The sequence below is a fragment of the Enterobacter cloacae complex sp. I3 genome, from assembly GCF_014896175.1.
Classification (GTDB): Bacteria; Pseudomonadota; Gammaproteobacteria; order Enterobacterales; family Enterobacteriaceae; genus Enterobacter; species Enterobacter bugandensis.
Window position 1 is genome coordinate 178,358 of record NZ_JADBQZ010000006.1, and the last position, 17,784, is coordinate 196,141.

General features: G+C 55.4%; 13 protein-coding genes. 11 read left to right on the forward strand and 2 right to left on the reverse strand.

The genetic code is table 11. From position 1 onward, the window contains the following. The first annotated feature begins 94 nt into the window (after nt 1-94). Nucleotides 95-967, forward strand: a complete 873-nt coding sequence (alkA, locus tag IM271_RS06450; RefSeq protein ID WP_193052346.1) for a DNA-3-methyladenine glycosylase 2 — start codon at nt 95-97, stop codon at nt 965-967. Here alkA and IM271_RS06455 read toward each other — a convergent pair. Further along, complete coding sequence (locus tag IM271_RS06455) at nt 932-4,261, reverse strand: diguanylate cyclase (RefSeq protein WP_192971308.1); 3,330 nt, start codon at nt 4,259-4,261, stop codon at nt 932-934. The genes alkA and IM271_RS06455 overlap by 36 nt on opposite strands. A gap of 343 nt (nt 4,262-4,604) precedes the next feature. Between IM271_RS06455 and udk the strand changes: the two genes are divergently transcribed. From udk to asmA, 3 genes are all read left to right on the forward strand, one after another. Further along, nucleotides 4,605-5,246, forward strand: coding sequence for a uridine kinase (udk, locus tag IM271_RS06460; protein WP_008500855.1), 642 nt, complete (start codon nt 4,605-4,607; stop codon nt 5,244-5,246). A gap of 91 nt (nt 5,247-5,337) precedes the next feature. Then, entirely contained in the window at nt 5,338-5,919 is a 582-nt protein-coding gene (gene dcd / locus IM271_RS06465; protein ID WP_028013805.1) for a dCTP deaminase, read from the forward strand. Nucleotides 5,920-5,941: 22 nt separating this feature from the next. After that, nucleotides 5,942-7,792 (forward strand): outer membrane assembly protein AsmA, encoded by a 1,851-nt coding sequence (gene asmA / locus IM271_RS06470; RefSeq protein WP_049137366.1) that lies wholly within the window; start codon nt 5,942-5,944, stop codon nt 7,790-7,792. Nucleotides 7,793-7,884: 92 nt separating this feature from the next. On the opposite strand, the gene IM271_RS06475 is transcribed toward asmA, so the two are convergent. Next, nucleotides 7,885-9,468 (reverse strand): TerC family protein, encoded by a 1,584-nt coding sequence (locus IM271_RS06475; RefSeq protein ID WP_047363153.1) that lies wholly within the window; start codon nt 9,466-9,468, stop codon nt 7,885-7,887. Nucleotides 9,469-10,160: 692 nt separating this feature from the next. Here IM271_RS06475 and IM271_RS06480 point away from each other — a divergent pair. The 7 genes from IM271_RS06480 (at nt 10,161) to wcaD (ending at nt 17,774) form a co-directional block, all read left to right on the forward strand. Further along, on the forward strand, nt 10,161-11,300 hold the full coding sequence (locus tag IM271_RS06480; RefSeq protein WP_014170829.1) for a polysaccharide export protein: 1,140 nt from the start codon (nt 10,161-10,163) through the stop codon (nt 11,298-11,300). A gap of 6 nt (nt 11,301-11,306) precedes the next feature. Further along, nucleotides 11,307-11,750: a low molecular weight protein-tyrosine-phosphatase Wzb gene (gene wzb, locus IM271_RS06485; protein ID WP_045629833.1), complete on the forward strand. Its 444-nt coding sequence runs from the start codon at nt 11,307-11,309 to the stop codon at nt 11,748-11,750. A 2-nt stretch (nt 11,751-11,752) separates the two neighbouring features. Then, nucleotides 11,753-13,915 (forward strand): tyrosine-protein kinase Wzc, encoded by a 2,163-nt coding sequence (wzc, locus tag IM271_RS06490; RefSeq protein WP_193052347.1) that lies wholly within the window; start codon nt 11,753-11,755, stop codon nt 13,913-13,915. Nucleotides 13,916-14,031: 116 nt separating this feature from the next. Beyond that, nucleotides 14,032-14,874, forward strand: a complete 843-nt coding sequence (wcaA, locus tag IM271_RS06495) for a colanic acid biosynthesis glycosyltransferase WcaA (RefSeq protein WP_028013800.1) — start codon at nt 14,032-14,034, stop codon at nt 14,872-14,874. Then, nucleotides 14,874-15,365 carry a colanic acid biosynthesis acetyltransferase WcaB gene (gene wcaB / locus IM271_RS06500; protein ID WP_193052348.1) on the forward strand — a complete coding sequence of 164 codons (492 nt, stop codon included), beginning with the start codon at nt 14,874-14,876 and terminating at the stop codon, nt 15,363-15,365. The genes wcaA and wcaB overlap by 1 nt, the downstream gene beginning before the upstream one ends. Then, entirely contained in the window at nt 15,362-16,579 is a 1,218-nt protein-coding gene (wcaC, locus tag IM271_RS06505) for a colanic acid biosynthesis glycosyltransferase WcaC (RefSeq protein WP_193052349.1), read from the forward strand. Before wcaB ends, wcaC begins: the two co-directional genes overlap by 4 nt. Beyond that, nucleotides 16,554-17,774 carry a colanic acid polymerase WcaD gene (gene wcaD / locus IM271_RS06510; RefSeq protein ID WP_045260416.1) on the forward strand — a complete coding sequence of 407 codons (1,221 nt, stop codon included), beginning with the start codon at nt 16,554-16,556 and terminating at the stop codon, nt 17,772-17,774. Before wcaC ends, wcaD begins: the two co-directional genes overlap by 26 nt. The last annotated feature ends 10 nt before the right edge of the window (nt 17,775-17,784 follow it).

Sequence of the window (17,784 nt, forward strand, 5' to 3'; positions counted from 1 at the left end):
TAACGAAATGTCTGCATCGCGACAACAGGAATATGAAAGCAAGGCAAAACAAGGTCTTTCCGTTTATGCTGATAAAAATAAAAAAGGAGCAGCGATGTATACCCTGACGTGGCAACCCCCTTACGACTGGCAGTGGATGTTTGGCTTTCTCGGCGCGCGTGCGGTGACGGGCATTGAAACCGTCACGAGCGACTACTACGAGCGCAGCTTTGCCTGCGACGGCCATCAGGGGATATTTCGCGTGACGCCGGATATCGCTACCCATACGCTGATTGTGACGCTCAGCCCGGGGTTGGTTCCGGTTGCGCAGACGTGTCTTGAACGCATCGGGCGCCTGTTCGATCTCGCCTGTAACCCGCAGCACATCGCGGATACGCTGGGGGATCTCGGCGCTGCCCGCCCCGGCTTGCGTCTGCCGGGGGCGATGGATGCGTACGAGCAGGGCGTACGGGCCATTCTCGGGCAGTTGGTCAGCGTGGCTATGGCGGCGAAACTGGCTTTCCGCGTTGTCGCCCTGTGCGGTGAGCCGGTGAAGGATGCTCCGGGTTATGTCTGCTTTCCCTCCCCGCAAGCGCTGGCCGCTGCCGATCCGCTGGCGCTCAAGGCGCTCGGGATGCCGGTAAAACGCGCGGAGGCGCTGATTCATCTGGCGCAGTCGGTTGTTGACGGGACGTTTCCGTTGACGCCGCCCGAGGACGTTGAGGCGAGCATGAAGGCGCTACAGCAGCGGCCGGGCATCGGGCGCTGGACGGCAAATTACCTGGCCCTGAGAGGCTGGCAGGCGAAAGATGTGTTCCTGCCGGATGATTATCTGATTAAGCAACGCTTCGCCGGGATGACCCCCGCGCAGATCCGTCGTTACGCCGAGCGCTGGCAGCCGTGGCGCTCCTACGCGCTGCTGCACATCTGGTATACCGACGGCTGGACGCCGTCAGTTGATGGCGAAATAACTGGTGTTGAGCAGTAGATCCAGCGGCTGCGGCTCGGCGATGGTGTCGCCATAGATAAAATCAATGCCGATGCCGGAAAGCGTATCCATCATGATGGGCTGGTTGCAGGGGCCTGCGATGGTTTTCATCCCCAGACGCTGGGCGTGGCCCTGAACGATGGTCACCATCATCTCATCCATCAGATTACCATACACGTTGCTCACCACCTCGGCGTCGAGCATCAGATAATCGGCCATGTTCGGGCTCAGGTGGCTGAAGACGTTCATGTCGCGCCCTATCTGGCTGAAGATCACCCGGCAGCCCGCCTGGCGAAGCTTTTGCAGCCCTCGCTGCAGGTTCTCATCCGGATTACACACCACGTCGCTCGCGATAACCAGATGCAGCAGACGGCCCGGCATGGGGCTGTTATCGAGCAGGTCGAGGAGTTCATCGACCAGCGTTACGCTGGCTAAACCGGCGGCAGAAAGCGGCAGTGCTACCCCCATCCCTTTACGGGCGACCTGTGCGGCAGAGGTGCGGAAAAACTCACCAAAGATACGTCTGTCGAGGGCGTGCAGCAGTTCGGGCTCCGCCAGACCAGAACGGAAGGCGTGCTCCTCCTGGACTTCACCCTGGCTGGTCCACAGGCGTAGCGAAATCAGCCAGAAGTTACAGCTTTCCGGTATGCGCGGGGAGGCGACGCTGCGGGCTATCATCATCAGATGATTGTCTTTGATCATATGCCACTGTTCGTCCAGCGACATCATGCTGCGCGCGCTCCGATCCCGCTCCTGCTGCGGTTCGTACACCGTCACGATGCCGCGACCGCTGTTTTTCGAGGCATAACAGGCAATATCCGCCTGCGACATCACTTCTGACGCCTGGTTATTATGCTCATCAATCAGCGTGATCCCTGCGCTGGCGCCAATCCGGTGCAGGCGACCTTCCCACATAAAGTGATAGTCATTGATGGTATGGATCAAACGCCCGGTGATATAGCGCGCGCTCTCAATATTGCAGTCCGGCAGCAGCAGCCCAAACTCGTCGCCGCCCAGGCGCGCCAGCACGTCGCTGGAGCGAAGCATGGTTAGCATCATGGAAGAGAGTTCCCGCAGCAGGGCATCTCCCGCCGCATGGCCTGCGCTATCATTGACGGCTTTGAAGCGGTCCAGATCGATAAAGACCAGCGCATGACGCTGACGCGTCTCGCGAACGGTTTGCAGAAGCCGTTTGAGATGGTTTTCGAAGCTGACCCGATTTGCCAGGTGGGTGAGGGCATCGTGCGACGCGCTGTAGCTTAGCTGACGCAGCATTTTGCGCGACTCGGTGACGTCCTGAATAACGATCACCGAGCCAATACTGTGCCCATCAAGGGTACTGAGTGGCGTAATGCTGTAGTGGATATCAAACGATCCGCCGGTGCGGCAGTTCAGCACTACATCCTGGTCGATATCGGAGCGTGACATATCGCCGCTGTGAATATTCTCCATCAGCTGGCCCCGTTCCCCAAAGGTGATGTGTAACACCTTCAGGATCGGCTGGCCGATGGCCTCGGTCTGCAGCCAGCCGCTCATCTTCTCGGCGACCGGGTTCATAAAGGTGACGTTCATGTCGATATCGGTACAGAGCACCGCTTCGCCGATGGAGTCGAGCGTGATGTGCAGACGCTCTTTTTCCTGAAACAGCGCTTCGTTAAGCTCCTTCACCTCGGTCATGTCCATATTGATGCCGAGCAAACGTTCGACTTCACCCTCTTTATTCAGCACCCGGTTGGCCAGGGATCGTATATGGCGCACGCCTTCCTTCACGCGGATACGGAATTCAAGCTTAAACGGCAGACGAGAAACCAGTGAATCCCGCAGCACCTGCTCCGCATGGGCGCGATCCTCCGGCAATATTCTTTCGTGCCAGAGCTGCCAGGTGGGCTTGATGTGCGGCGGAATTTCATACAGCTCAAACATCCGCTTATCCCAGCTGATGATGTCTGGCTCCAGATCCCACTCCCAGATGCCGATGCCGCCCGCTTCGTTGGCCAGCGTAATGCGCTCCATCAGCCGTTTATTGACCCACTCGGTCTGCTTCAGATCGTTAATGTCTTCAATCTGGGCGATGAAATAGAGCGGCGAGCCATCGGCATGGCGCACGACGGAGACGGCCAGAAGCGCCCAGACGACCTCTCCGTTGCGCGTGTAATAGCGCTTTTCAAGGGTGTAGGTGTTGATCTCGCCGTTGACCAGCTGCTCCAGCTGTTCCAGGTCGGTATGCAAATCTTCCGGCCAGGTGAGCTGCTGGAAGGTGAGCGACTGTAGCTCGGTCTGGCTGTAACCGAGGAAATTGCACAGCGCCTTGTTGGCCTGAAGCCACTGGCCCTCCATGCTGACTAACGCCATACCGATGGCGGAATACTCCATTGCATTACGAAAGCGCTCTTCGCTCTCGGTGATGTGTTTGCGTTCGGCACGGAAGGCATACATCACCATGGTCATCACGTTAGCGGGGAGGAGGAGCATCAGGAACGGCAGCCACGGCGCGTTCATCATCGGCCCGGCATGTTGGGTGGTCAGCGCCGAAGGGTTATGGGCAATCATCAGTGAAACGACCATTACGGTAACCAGAAACACCATGAACGCTTCCATCCGCGGCAAGCGTACGGCGCTCCACATCAGCAGGACAATCACGCAGGTAAAGGGCCACGGCAGCCAGGTGATAGATGCCCAACTGAGGGCCAGCGTTACGGCCATGGTAACCAGGGTTTCCAGCAGCAATCTCGGGTCACGGTGGCGGAGCAGGTAATGGGATTTAAACAGCAGCCCCAGCGGCACCAGCGCCAGCGCGCCAATGGATTCAGATAGCACCCAGACGATGAAATTACGCAGCGGCTCAGGGCCGGGGATCAGAAGCGTCATCAGAATACCGCCCACCAGCGGCGGCACCAGCGCGCTGCCTATTGCCAGGCGGATCCAGTCGTTTAAATTTTGCAGCGGGTTGTACCACGGAAGCAGCTTGCGCAGTAACACGGCACCGATGAGGGCCTCAATAACGTTTATTGCGGTGTAGGTGGGGGTTATCGACGCCCAGGAGAACAGCATCCACGAGGCCAGAATATTGCCAAATGAACAGGCCAGGGCTATCCCGGGCCACATTTTTCCTGCATGGCGGTAAAACGCCACCATCATAATGGCGGTAGGAAACCAGAGCGGCGCCAGCAGGGTACCGAAGCGGGTAAGCTCCAGCGAAAATAAGGTAAAGATAAAGGTGACCAGGCCCAGACAGACAAGTCGTAATAAAGGATGTGGGGTGGTAACCAAAACCCGCTGGTATTGTTTATTCATTACCGCTTTATCCAGAGACGCCATGCCGTCAGGAGAGAAGTACGCACGAGTGAATTTGATAATTTGGTTTATGCTAGTACAAACAATTTACAATTCATATGGCGACTGCTCATAATTTGACATCATAGACTTATTAAATAGTTACTCGCTAAAAAATTCCTGTTAAACGCTGAAAAAACGGTCATTAAAATTTCTCTCAGGGATCAATGCGCCACTTTTCAGCCTGTCTCGCAGAACCTGCGCATTCGACTGGTATCACGCCCGCGAAATCCCTATAATTGCCGCGTTTGACGCTCCGGCGTCGTCCTTCCTTAACATCCAGGTTATTCAGGTCGCTAAATTTATGACTGATAAGTCTCATCAGTGCGTCATTATAGGCATCGCCGGCGCATCGGCTTCAGGTAAAAGTCTAATTGCCAGTACGCTTTATCGCGAACTGCGTGAACAGGTAGGTGATGAGCATATCGGCGTCATTCCCGAAGACAGCTACTACAAAGATCAATCCCATCTGTCGATGGAAGAACGTGTAAAAACCAACTACGACCACCCGAATGCGATGGATCACAGTTTACTGTTCCAGCATTTAGAAGCGCTTAAGAGCGGCCAGGCGATCGAACTGCCCGTTTACAGTTACGTAGAACACACCCGTACCCAGGAAACGATCCGCATCGAGCCGAAGAAGGTCATTATCCTTGAAGGCATCCTGCTCCTGACCGATGCCCGCCTGCGTGAATCCATGAACTTCTCCATCTTCGTCGATACCCCGCTGGATATCTGCCTGATGCGCCGCATCAAGCGTGACGTTAACGAGCGCGGCCGTTCGATGGACTCCGTCATGGCGCAATACCAGAAAACGGTCCGTCCGATGTTCCTGCAGTTTATTGAACCATCCAAACAATACGCCGATATCATCGTGCCTCGCGGGGGCAAAAACCGCATTGCTATTGATATCTTAAAAGCGAAAATCAGCCAGTTTTTTGAATAAGCCGCGCGAATTGTGTACCGTTCAGAGATAACCTGGTTTTACCCTGAGCGTTCAACGGCTCAGGGTACGATGCATGAAAGGAGAAAGTACCATGCGTCTTTGCGATCGTGATATTGAAGCCTGGCTGGATGAAGGCCGCTTGTCTATTACCCCACGTCCCCCCGTGGAGCGCATCAATGGGGTGACCGTTGATGTACGGTTGGGGAATAAATTCCGCACCTTTAGCGGCCATACTGCGCCGTTCATCGACCTCAGCGGGCCGAAGGATGAAGTCAGCGCCGCGCTCGATCGCGTCATGAGTGATGAAATCATCATTGACGAAGGTGAAGCTTTCTATCTGCACCCGGGTGAACTGGCGCTGGCGGTGACGTATGAATCCGTGACCCTGCCTGCGGATCTCGTCGGCTGGCTTGATGGCCGTTCTTCTCTGGCCCGCCTGGGGCTGATGGTTCACGTGACCGCGCACCGTATCGACCCAGGCTGGTCCGGCCGTATCGTGCTGGAGTTCTTCAACGCCGGTAAACTGCCGCTGGCGCTGCGCCCCGGAATGATGATCGGTGCGTTAAGCTTTGAACCGCTCACAGGCCCGGCAGACAGGCCTTATAACCGCCGCCAGGACGCAAAATACCGCGACCAGCAGGGTGCGGTTGCCAGCCGTATTGATAAAGACTGATCGTTAGTCCATTGAGGATGCCATGAGAAGAGTTCTGACAACGCTGATGATTTTGCTGGTAGTGCTGGTTGCTGGCCTTTCGGCGTTGGTTCTGCTGGTTAACCCGAATGATTTCCGCGCTTACATGGTGCGGCAGGTCGAGGCACGCAGTGGTTACCAACTGAAGCTTGACGGGCCGCTGCGCTGGCACGTCTGGCCGCAGCTCAGCATTCTCTCTGGCCGCATGTCGTTAACCGCGCCGGGCGCGGCACAGCCGCTGGTCTCTGCGGACAACATGCGTCTCGATGTGGCGCTGATCCCGCTCATCTCCCATCAGCTGCAGGTTAATCAGGTGATGCTGAAGGGCGCGGTCATTCAGCTTACCCCGCAGACCGAAGCCGTGCGCGACGCGAATGCGCCGGTTGCGCCGCGCGAGAATACCTTACCGGATGAACCGTCCGATACGGGCTGGTCCTTTGATATAGGCAAACTGAAAGTGGCCGATAGCGTGCTGGTGTTCCAGCATGAGGATCAGGAGCAGGTCACCGTTCGCAACATCAACCTGCAGATGGAACAGGATGAACACCATCTTGCGTCGCTGGAATTTAGCGGACGGATAAACCGCGACCAGCGCGATCTGTCCCTCTCGTTGAATGCAAACGTGAATGCGTCGGACTACCCGCATCAGCTGACGGCCGACATCCAGCAGCTTAGCTGGCAGCTGACGGGAGCGGATCTCCCGACCCAGGGGATCGCCGGGCAGGGGACGCTGCAGGCCGTATGGCGCGAAGAGCAAAAACAGCTGGCGCTGGATAACCTTAACCTGCAGGCCAACGACAGCAGCCTGAAAGGGCAGGCGAGCGTCACGCTCGACGATAAGCCGAAGTGGGTGCTGAACCTGCAGTTTGACAAGCTCAACCTGGAGAACATCCTGCCACCGGTGCCGGCAAGCGCAACGGACAGCGATGCCGTGCAGACGGGGCAAAGCCAGTCACCGGTGTCGCGTCCGGTTATCTCATCCAACCTTGAACAGCCTGACTATAACGTGCTGCGCGGCTTCACGGCGGATATTCTGCTGAAAGCCAACAGCGTGCGCTGGCGCGGTATTGATTTTACCGACGTGAGCGGCCAGATGTTCAACCACAACGGGTTGCTGGTAATTTCAGAACTGAGCGGCAAAATGGGGGCGGGTCACCTGTCACTTCCGGGTACGCTGGACGTGCGTAAGGACGTTGCCAGCGCTGAATTCCAGCCGCGTCTCGACAACGTTGAGATTGGCAGCATCCTCAAAGCCTTTAACTATCCGATATCCCTGACGGGTCAGCTGACGCTGGCGGGCGATTTCTCAGGCACCAAAATTGATGCCAACGCCTTCCGCCGTGAGTGGCAGGGCGAGGCGCATGTTGACCTGAAAGATTCGCGAATGGAAGGGCTCAACTTCCAGCAGCTGGTTCAGCAGGCGGTGGAGCGCAGCAGCGATGTTAAAGCCCAGGAAAACTACGACAGCGCAACTCGCCTCGACAGCTTCACCACTGACCTGACGCTGGATAACGGGGTGCTGACGCTGGCCGGGATGCAGGGAACTTCATCTATGCTGTCGTTAACCGGAGAAGGCTCGCTGGATCTCGTCAAAGAGACGGCGGACACGCGCTTTAACGTCCGGGTGCTTTCTGGCTGGCAGGGCGAAAGCAAGCTGATTGACTTCCTCAAAGAGACGCCGGTTCCGCTTAGCGTATACGGCAAATGGCAGGCGCTGAACTACAGCCTTCAGGTAGATCAGATCCTGCGTAAGCATCTGCAGGATGAAGCGAAGCGCCGGCTCAACAGCTGGGCGGATCGTAATAAAGATTCCCAGAACGGCAAGGATGTGAAGAAGCTTCTGGATAAGCTTTGACGGCGGTGCGGCCTGATGCCCTCACCCAGACCCTCTCCCACGGGAGAGGGAGCAAACACTAAAACGGCAACGGGGTTGCCGTTTTGGTTTACCTAGACCTCAAAATCCAGCTCTTCCTCATCCCGCAGTGGAATAAGCTGCACTTTCTGCACGCGATGGTTTTCAATCTGCAGGGTTTTAAGCAGATAGTCGCCCACCTGAACCTCTTCTCCCGGCTGCGGGATGCGCTGCAAATACTCCATCAGCAGACCGGCAATGGTGTGGTATTCCCGTTTTTCATCCAGCGGTAGCGGCACGTACTGCACAAGGTCTTCCAGCGGCATGTGGCCGTTGGCCGTCCACGAGCCGTCAGCGTTTTTCTGAATGTCGTGGCGGGCATCAATCTCATCCACCTCGTTTGGCAGATTACCGGCGATGGTTTCCATTACGTCGCTGAGCGTGACCAGCCCTTCCACCGAACCAAATTCATCCACCACAAACGCGAAGTGGGTGCGCGCGTTGCGGAACTGCTCCAGCGCGGAGAGCAGCGGAAGCGCTTCCGGGAAGACCAGCGGCTGGCGTACCAGCGCGCGCAGGTTGAGCGGCTCGCCGTGCAGCTGCTGCTGGAGCAGGTCAATCACGTGTACCACCCCTAGCAGCTCCTCTTCCTCTTCACCGCCGGTGACCACCACGCGGGTGTGCTGGTTTTTATCCAGCAGGGCGCGGATCTGCTCTTCCGGTGCCGTGAGGTCAATATGCTCAATGTCATGCCGGGAGGTCATGATGCTGCTGACCGTGCGCTGATTCAGGTTAAGCACGCGCTCGATCATCAGCCGCTCCTGCGGGTTAAAGATTTGCCCGTCGCTGTGATCGGCCAGCAGGGCAGAGGATTCGGCGTCCAGCTCGGCATCCTCTTTCCTGCCGCTCAACAGGCGCATCACGGTGTCGGCCGTGCGCTGGCGCAGGGTCTGATTCGCGGAGAGAAACCGGCGGCGGTTAAATATCGCCAGCTGGTTGAGCGCTTCAATCATGACGGAGAAGCCAATGGCGGCGTACAGGTAGCCTTTCGGAATGTGGAAGCCGAAACCGTCTGCAACCAGGCTGAAGCCAATCATCAGCAGGAAGCTGAGACAGAGGATCACGATTGTCGGGTGGCTGTTCACAAAGCGGGTCAGTGCTTTGCTCGCCATCACCATCAGCGTGATGGCGATAATTACCGCGGCCATCATGACGGCGAGATGGTCCACCATCCCGACGGCGGTAATCACCGAATCCAGGGAGAAGACTGCATCGAGCACCACAATTTGCGCCACCACCGGCCAGAATCTCGCCCCGCGTCGCTGGGTCGGGTTCTCGCTGTCCTTGCCTTCGAGCCGCTCGTTAAGCTCCACCGTGGCTTTGAACAGCAGGAACAGCCCGCCGAAGAGCATGATCAGGTCGCGCGCGCTAAAGCTCAGGCCGCGAACGGAGAACAGAGGCTGAGTGAGCGTGACCATCCAGGAGATAGAGGCCAGCAGCAGTAAACGCATCACCATCGCCAGCAGCAGACCCGTCACGCGCGCGCGGTCGCGCTGGGAAGGGGGCAGTTTTTCAGCGAGGATGGCGATAAACACCAGATTATCAATACCGAGCACTAATTCGATGACGACCAGCGTCACCAGCCCGGCCCAGATTGATGGATCGGCAATCCATTCCATAGTAATAGCAATACCTTCTGTTATATGACGAATGTCACACTTCGATCATGGATAAAGCTGGGAGAAAATGCAATGTCGGGCTGAGATTTCTCTTAATACGATGCGTAAAAAAGAGAGCAGTCTCAGATGAGTGTAAATAAGCAAAATACGTATATTTTATTATTTTGAGTGCTTTTTAGGATATATCGCAGATAATGGTTTTTATTCTCTTTTTGTCAATATAAAGAAAATCCTAAAAGGTCAAAACTTTGCTCTTAATATTAATCTTAAAAACAGATATTAGGACAGTTGTCTCCTTGCCTGCTATTAGGTTAGCTGCAACAATTCTCCCAGCATCAAATGTTAAATCTTGTTGTTGCTATTATTGTTTTGGTCTTCGGAATGGTCATTCATTATCCGTTGTGTATTTCAAGCGGCTGATATATTTCCAGAAGACCTTACTCAAGAGGGTGTCTATCCATAACACATTGTTTAGTCAGTGGATTGGTAACTGAAAGCCAAGGGCGGTAGCGTGCCTGAAAGCGTGTGAATCAGCCTCGATTATTCTGTCAATAGCCAATGGATGAATAAGCTTTTTTTAGGACTGATGCCAGTTATATTTCTATTTGATTAACTGCATGCTGAAACCCAATACGTCTCAAGCTTATTTAAATTGCACAGGATAATTACTCTGCCAAAGTGATAAATAATCAATGATGAAATCCAAAATGAAATTGATGCCATTATTGGTGTCTGTGACCTTGATGAGTGGTTGCACGGTCTTTCCCGGCAGCAATATGTCAACAATGGGTAAGGATGTGATCAAGCAACAGGATGCCGATTTTGATCTCGACAAAATGGTGAATGTTTATCCACTAACGCCACGTCTGGTCGAACAATTACGTCCACGTCCGAATGTTGCCCAGCCGAATATGTCTCTGGACCAGGAAATTGCCTCCTATCAGTATCGCGTGGGGCCGGGCGACGTGATCAACGTGACCGTCTGGGACCACCCTGAACTGACCACGCCAGCGGGCCAGTACCGCAGCTCAAGCGACACCGGGAACTGGGTACAGTCAGATGGCACCATGTTCTATCCGTACATTGGGAAAGTACATGTCGCCGGGAAAACGCTTGCCGAGATCCGTAGTGATATTACCGGCCGCTTAGCGCAGTACATCGCCGACCCGCAGGTGGACGTTAATATCGCCGCATTCCGTTCGCAAAAAGCCTATATCTCCGGTCAGGTGAACAAATCCGGCCAGCAGGCCATCACCAACGTTCCGCTCACCGTTCTGGACGCCATTAACGCCGCGGGCGGCTTAACCGACGGCGCCGACTGGCGCAACGTGGTGCTGACCCACAACGGCAAAGAGCAGCGCATTTCGCTGCAGGCGCTGATGCAAAACGGCGACCTGACCCAGAACCGCCTGCTGTATCCGGGCGATATTCTCTACGTACCGCGCAACGACGATCTGAAAGTCTTCGTGATGGGTGAAGTGAAGAAACAGAGCACCCTCAAAATGGACTTCAGCGGCATGACCCTGACCGAAGCGCTGGGCAATGCTGAAGGTATCGATCTGACCACCTCTAACGCGACCGGTATCTTCGTCATCCGTCCGCTGAAGGGTGAAGGCAGTGCGAAGGGCAAGATTGCCAACATCTACCAGCTGGATATGTCCGATGCGACGTCTCTGGTGATGGCGACGGAGTTCCGTCTCCAGCCATACGATGTGGTTTACGTCACCACCGCGCCGGTTGCCCGCTGGAACCGTCTGATCAACCAGTTGCTGCCAACCATCAGTGGCGTTCGCTACATGACGGATACGGCGCGCGACATTCATACCTGGTAATCCGCGATGTTTAACAAAATTCTGGTGGTATGCGTGGGGAACATTTGCCGTTCCCCCACGGCTGAACGGCTGTTGAAACAGTACCAGCCCGAGTTAACGGTCGAGTCCGCAGGGCTGGGCGCGCTGGTGGGCAAAGGTGCCGACGAGCGCGCCACGAGCGTGGCCCGCGATCACAACCTCTCTCTTGACGGGCATATCGCCCGCCAGGTCACCGGCCGCATGTGCCGGGAGTATGACCTGATTCTGGCAATGGAAAAACGCCATATTCATGCGCTGTGCGATATCGCTCCGGAGATGCGCGGCAAGGTGATGCTGTTTGGTCACTGGGACAACGAACGCGAAATCCCCGATCCGTATCGCAAGAGCCATGAAGCCTTCGAGGCGGTTTACACCTTACTTGACCAGTCTGCCCAACAGTGGGCGCAGGCACTGAAAGCTCAGCAGGGATAACAATGACAGAAAAAACAAGACCTTCTGCCGCCCCGACTTCGGGCAGTGATGAAATTGATATTGGTCGCCTGGTCGGCACGGTTATCGAGGCAAAGTGGTGGGTGCTTGGCATTACTGCCGTGTTTGCCGCAGCGGCCGTCGTGTATACGCTGTTCGCCACACCAATCTACAGCGCCGACGCGCTGGTGCAGATCGAGCAGAATACCGGCAACTCGCTGGTGCAGGATATCGGCTCCGCGCTGGCGAACAAACCGCCAGCATCCGACGCTGAAATTCAGCTGATCCAGTCGCGTCTGGTGCTGGGTAAAACGGTTCACGACCTCGGACTCGACATCTCCGTCACCAAAAATACGTTCCCGATCTTCGGTGCCGGCTGGGACCGTCTGATGGGGCGCAGCAATGACACCGTAAAGGTCACTGACTTTGTGCTGCCGAAAGGAGCGGGGGATCAAACCTTTACCCTGACGGTGCTGGGCCCGAAACAGTATCAGCTGACCAGCGATGCGGGCTTTAGCGCACGCGGCGAAGTGGGGCAGATGCTGAACAAAGACGGCGTTAGCATGATGGTTAGCGCGATCCACGCCCAGGAGGGCGGTGAATTCACCGTCACCAAATTCTCCACGCTGGGGATGATCAACAATCTGCAGAACAACCTGACCGTCACGGAAAACGGTAAGGACACCGGCGTGCTGAGCATGACCTTTACCGGTGAAGATAAGGATCAAATTCGCGACATCCTGAACAGCATTACCCGCAACTACCTTGAGCAGAACGTCGAGCGCAAGTCGGCGGAAGCGGCGAAAAGCCTGGCGTTCCTCGCTAAACAGCTCCCGGAAGTGCGTGCCCGTCTGGATGATGCCGAGAACAAGCTGAACGCCTACCGTCAGGATAAAGACTCCGTCGACCTGCCGCTGGAGGCGAAATCGGTTCTCGACTCGATGGTGAATATTGATGCGCAGCTCAACGAGCTGACCTTCAAAGAGGCAGAGATTTCCAAGCTTTACACCAAACGCCACCCGGCCTACCGCACGCTGCTGGAGAAGCGCCGCACTCTCGAAGAGGAGAAGGCGAAGCTGAACGACCGCGTGACCGCGATGCCGAAAACGCAGCAGGAGATCGTGCGTCTGACCCGCGACGTGGAGTCCGGACAGCAGGTTTACATGCAGCTGCTGAACAAACAGCAGGAGCTGAAAATCACCGAGGCCAGCACCGTGGGCGACGTGCGCATCGTCGACCCGGCCATTACCCAGCCTGGCGTACTGAAGCCGAAGAAAGCGCTGATTATTTTCGGCAGCATCATTCTTGGCCTGATGCTCTCAATCGTTGGCGTCCTGCTGCGCTCGCTGTTCAACCGCGGCATCGAAAGCCCGCAGGTGCTGGAAGAGAGTGGTATCAACGTCTATGCCAGCATTCCGCTGTCTGAGTGGCAAAAATCCCGTGACAGCGTCAAGACCATCAAGGGCGTTAAGCGTTACAAACAGAGCCAGCTGCTGGCCGTGGGTAACCCAACCGACCTGGCGATTGAAGCGATCCGCAGCCTGCGTACCAGTCTGCACTTCGCCATGATGCAGGCTAAAAACAACGTCCTGATGTTAACCGGCGTCAGCCCGTCAATCGGTAAGACCTTTGTCTGTGCCAACCTGGCGGCCGTGGTGAGCCAGACCAACAAGCGCGTGCTGCTGATCGACTGCGATATGCGTAAGGGTTATACCCACGAACTGCTGGGCACCAACAACGTGAACGGTCTGTCGGAAATCCTGCTGGGTCAGGGAGAGATTAGCCAGAGCGCCAAGCCGACCTCGATTCCGAGATTCGACCTGATCCCGCGTGGTCAGGTGCCGCCGAACCCGTCTGAACTGCTGATGAGCGAACGCTTCACCCAGCTGATTGAGTGGGCAAGCAAAAACTATGACCTGGTGCTGATCGATACGCCGCCAATTCTGGCCGTGACCGATGCCGCCGTGGTTGGCCGTCATGCGGGTACCACGCTGATGGTGGCACGCTATGCGGTGAACACCCTGAAGGAAGTGGAAACCAGCCTGAGCCGTTTCGAGCAGAACGGCATTGAGGTGAAAGGGGTCATCCTGAACTCCATCTTCCGCCGCGCGACCGGGTACCAGGATTACGGCTATTACGAGTACGAATACAAGTCTGACAGCAAATAACAAAACACCCCCCCTCACCCTAACCCTCTCTCCTGAGGGGAGAGGGAACTGTCCGGTGCCGCCTTTCACCCTCTCCCCTCAGGGGAGAGGGCCGGGGTGAGGGGTAGGAGGAAAAGATGACCACACAACGCCCTTTAGTTTCTATCTATATGCCGACATGGAACCGTCAGCAGCTGGCGATCCGCGCTATTAAGTCGGTCTTACGTCAGGATTACGATAACTGGGAACTGATCATCGTGGATGACTGTTCTTCCTCGTATGAACAGCTGCAAAAATTTGTCACCGAACTCAACGATCCGCGCGTGATGTACACCCATAACCCGATTAACTCCGGGGCGTGCGCGGTGCGTAATCAGGCGATTATGCAGGCCAAAGGGCAGTATCTGACCGGCATCGACGACGATGACGAATGGACGCCGAACCGCCTGTCCGTCTTCCTTTCGCATAAAGAGCAACTGGTCACGCACGCTTTTCTGTATGCCAACGACTATGTCTGCCAGGGCGAGGTTTACTCGCAGCCCGCGAGCCTGCCGCTGTACCCGAAATCACCGTACTCTCGTCGCCTGTTCTACAAGCGCAACATTATCGGTAATCAGGTGTTTACCTGGGCCTGGCGCTTTAAGGAGTGCCTGTTCGATACCGAGCTGAAGGCCGCGCAGGATTACGACATCTTCTTGCGGATGGTGGTGGAGTACGGCGAGCCGTGGAAAGTGGAAGAGGCCACGCAGATCCTGCACATCAACCACGGGGAGATGCAGATCACCTCCTCACCCAAGAAGTTTTCAGGCTACTTCCATTTTTACCGCAAGCACAAGGACAAGTTTGACCGTGCCAGCCGGAAGTATCAGCTCTTTACCCTGTATCAGATCCGCAATAAGCGCATGAACTGGCGCACCCTGCTGACGCTGCTGTCGGTGCGTAACGGCAAGCGTCTGGCTGACGGGCTTCGGGGGAAATAATGTTTCTGGAAGATTGCCGCGCAAACAGCTGGAGCCTGCGCCCGTGCTGCATGGTTCTGGCGTACCGCATCGCGCACTTTTGCTCGGTGTGGCGCAAGAAAAACGTACTGAACAATATCTGGGCGGCACCGATTCTGGTGCTGTACCGCATCATCACCGAATGCTTTTTTGGCTATGAAATCCAGGCCGCTGCCACCATTGGCCGCCGCTTTACCATCCACCACGGCTATGCGGTGGTGATCAACAAGTTCGTGGTTGCGGGCGATGATTTCACCATTCGCCACGGGGTGACGATCGGCAACCGCGGGCCGGACAGCCTGACCTGCCCGGTGATCGGCAATAACGTCGAGCTGGGGGCGAACGTGGTGATGATTGGCGACATTACGATTGGTAACAACGTGACGATCGGGGCGGGTAGCGTGGTGCTGGACAGCATTCCGGATAACGCGCTGGTGGTGGGTGAGAAAGCCCGCGTGAAGGTGATTAAATGAACATTCTGCAATTTAACGTACGCCTCGCAGAAGGCGGAGCGGCAGGCGTGGCGTTGGATCTGCACCAGCGTGCCCTGCAAAAAGGACTTCAGTCCCGGTTTATTTATGGCTACGGCAAGGGCGGCAAGAAAAGCGTCAGCCATGATAACTTCCCGCAGGTGCACAAGCACACGCCGCGTCTGACCTCTGTTGCCAACATTGCGCTGTTCCGCCTGTTTAACCGCGATCTGTTTGGCAATCTGAACAGTCTTTATCGCACCGTGACCCGCACTACCGGCCCGGTTGTGCTGCATTTTCACGTCCTGCACAGCTACTGGCTGAATCTGGAAGAGGTGGTGGCGTTTTGTCAGAAGGTGCGGGCCCACAAGCCCGACACCCGCTTCGTCTGGACGCTGCACGATCACTGGAGCGTAACCGGACGCTGCGCGTTTACCGACGGCTGCGAAGGCTGGAAAGATAGCTGCCAGAAATGCCCGACGTTGAGCAACTATCCGCCGGTGAAGGTGGATCGCGCGCATCAGCTGGTAGACGGAAAGCGTCAGTTGTTCCGCGACATGCTTTCGCTCGGCTGCACGTTTATCTCCCCGAGCCAGCACGTGGCCGACGCCTTCAACAGCCTGTATGGGGCAGGGCGCTGTCAGATTATCAACAACGGTATCGACGTGGCGACGGAAGCCATCCTGGCCGAGCTGACGCCGGTGGCGGAAACCGCGGGCAAACCGAAAATTGCCATCGTTGCGCACGATCTGCGCTACGACGGCAAAACCAACCAGCAGCTGGTGCGCGACATGATGGCGCTCGGCGACAAAATTGAACTGCATACCTTTGGCAAATTCTCGCCGTTCGAAGGCGCTAACGTGGTGAATCACGGGTTTGAAACCGACAAGCGCAAGCTGATGAGCGCCCTGAATGGTATGGACGCGCTGGTGTTCAGCTCTCGCGTGGATAATTACCCGCTGATCCTCTGCGAGGCGCTCTCCATCGGCGTGCCGGTGATTGCCACCCACAGCGATGCAGCGCGCGAAGTGCTGGAAAAATCGGGCGGAAAAACCTTCGCCGGGCACGAGGTCCTGCCTCTGGTGCAGCTGCCGAAGGCGCAGATCGCCGAGGCCGTTTTTGGCACTGACCTGGAATCGTTCCGCAACCGCAGCCGCAAGGCCTACAGTGGACAACAGATGCTGGAGGAGTATGTCTCGTTCTATCAGAATCTGTAGTTATCTGCTGCTGCCGCTGATCTACCTGCTGGTCAACGTCAAAATTGCCCAGCTCGGCGAAAGCTTCCCGATAACCATCGTGACTTTTTTGCCCGTTCTGCTTCTGCTGTATGTCGATAAAATCAACCTGAAGAAGCTGATGATTGCCCTGGGGCTGGGCACGGGCCTGACGCTGTTTAACTACATCTTTGGCCAGTCGCTGGATGCCAGTAAATACGTCACTTCAACCATGCTGTTTGTTTATATCGTTATTATTATTGGCATGGTCTGGAGTATTCGCTTCAAAACTATTTCACCGCACAATTATCGGAAAATCCTCAGGTTCTTTTATATTGCCGTTGCGTTAATTGTTGTGCTTGCGGCAATGGAGATGGCGCAAATTATTCTCACGGGCGGCAGCAGCCTGATGGAGATAATTTCGAAATATCTCATTTACAGTAACAGCTATGTACTGAACTTCATTAAGTTTGGAGGGAAGCGTACAACGGCGCTCTATTTTGAACCGGCGTTTTTCGCTCTGGCGTTAATCTCAATTTGGCTCAGCATCAAACAGTTTGGTATCAAAACGCCTAAGACCGATGCTATGATTCTTGCAGGAATCGTTCTGTCTGGATCGTTCTCAGGGGTAATGACATTTATCCTGTTTTACCTGCTGGAGTGGGCGTTCCAGTACCTGAACAAAGATGCGATTAAGAAAAAACTGCCGCTGGCGATAATCTCTCTGACGGTATTTTTAGTGGGCGTCATATTCGCGTTTCCGTACATTTCAGAACGTCTGGGTGATTTGGGAACGGAAGGGTCATCGTCCTATTATCGCATCATTGGTCCGCTGGTGATGGTGGGTTATTCCTTAACCCATATCGATGGTGTAGTAAGATTCGGCTCACTTTACGAATATGTTGCATCATTCGGAATCTTTAACGGTGCGGATGTCGGTAAAACCATAGACAATGGTCTGTATCTGTTAATTATTTATTTTTCATGGTTCGCCGTACTGTTGACGCTGTGGTATCTGTTTAAAGTTTTCAAAATGATGATCAACGCGTTTGGTGATAACCAGAACTTTCGCGTGCAGCTTTATCTTTTTACGCCGGTGTCGCTGTTTTTTACCGGGTCAATATTTAGCCCGGAATATGCTTTCTTGATTGTCTGTCCGTTTATTTTGCGTAAGGCGCTTAATATTACGAACGTATGACGAAATGAGG

Coding starts and splice junctions, on each gene's coding strand:
- alkA (WP_193052346.1), top strand. CDS start 95: ATGTATACCCTGACGTGGCAACCCCCTTACGACTGGCAGTGGATGTTT.
- IM271_RS06455 (WP_192971308.1), bottom strand. CDS start 4,261: ATGAATAAACAATACCAGCGGGTTTTGGTTACCACCCCACATCCTTTA.
- udk (WP_008500855.1), top strand. CDS start 4,605: ATGACTGATAAGTCTCATCAGTGCGTCATTATAGGCATCGCCGGCGCA.
- dcd (WP_028013805.1), top strand. CDS start 5,338: ATGCGTCTTTGCGATCGTGATATTGAAGCCTGGCTGGATGAAGGCCGC.
- asmA (WP_049137366.1), top strand. CDS start 5,942: ATGAGAAGAGTTCTGACAACGCTGATGATTTTGCTGGTAGTGCTGGTT.
- IM271_RS06475 (WP_047363153.1), bottom strand. CDS start 9,468: ATGGAATGGATTGCCGATCCATCAATCTGGGCCGGGCTGGTGACGCTG.
- IM271_RS06480 (WP_014170829.1), top strand. CDS start 10,161: ATGATGAAATCCAAAATGAAATTGATGCCATTATTGGTGTCTGTGACC.
- wzb (WP_045629833.1), top strand. CDS start 11,307: ATGTTTAACAAAATTCTGGTGGTATGCGTGGGGAACATTTGCCGTTCC.
- wzc (WP_193052347.1), top strand. CDS start 11,753: ATGACAGAAAAAACAAGACCTTCTGCCGCCCCGACTTCGGGCAGTGAT.
- wcaA (WP_028013800.1), top strand. CDS start 14,032: ATGACCACACAACGCCCTTTAGTTTCTATCTATATGCCGACATGGAAC.
- wcaB (WP_193052348.1), top strand. CDS start 14,874: ATGTTTCTGGAAGATTGCCGCGCAAACAGCTGGAGCCTGCGCCCGTGC.
- wcaC (WP_193052349.1), top strand. CDS start 15,362: ATGAACATTCTGCAATTTAACGTACGCCTCGCAGAAGGCGGAGCGGCA.
- wcaD (WP_045260416.1), top strand. CDS start 16,554: ATGTCTCGTTCTATCAGAATCTGTAGTTATCTGCTGCTGCCGCTGATC.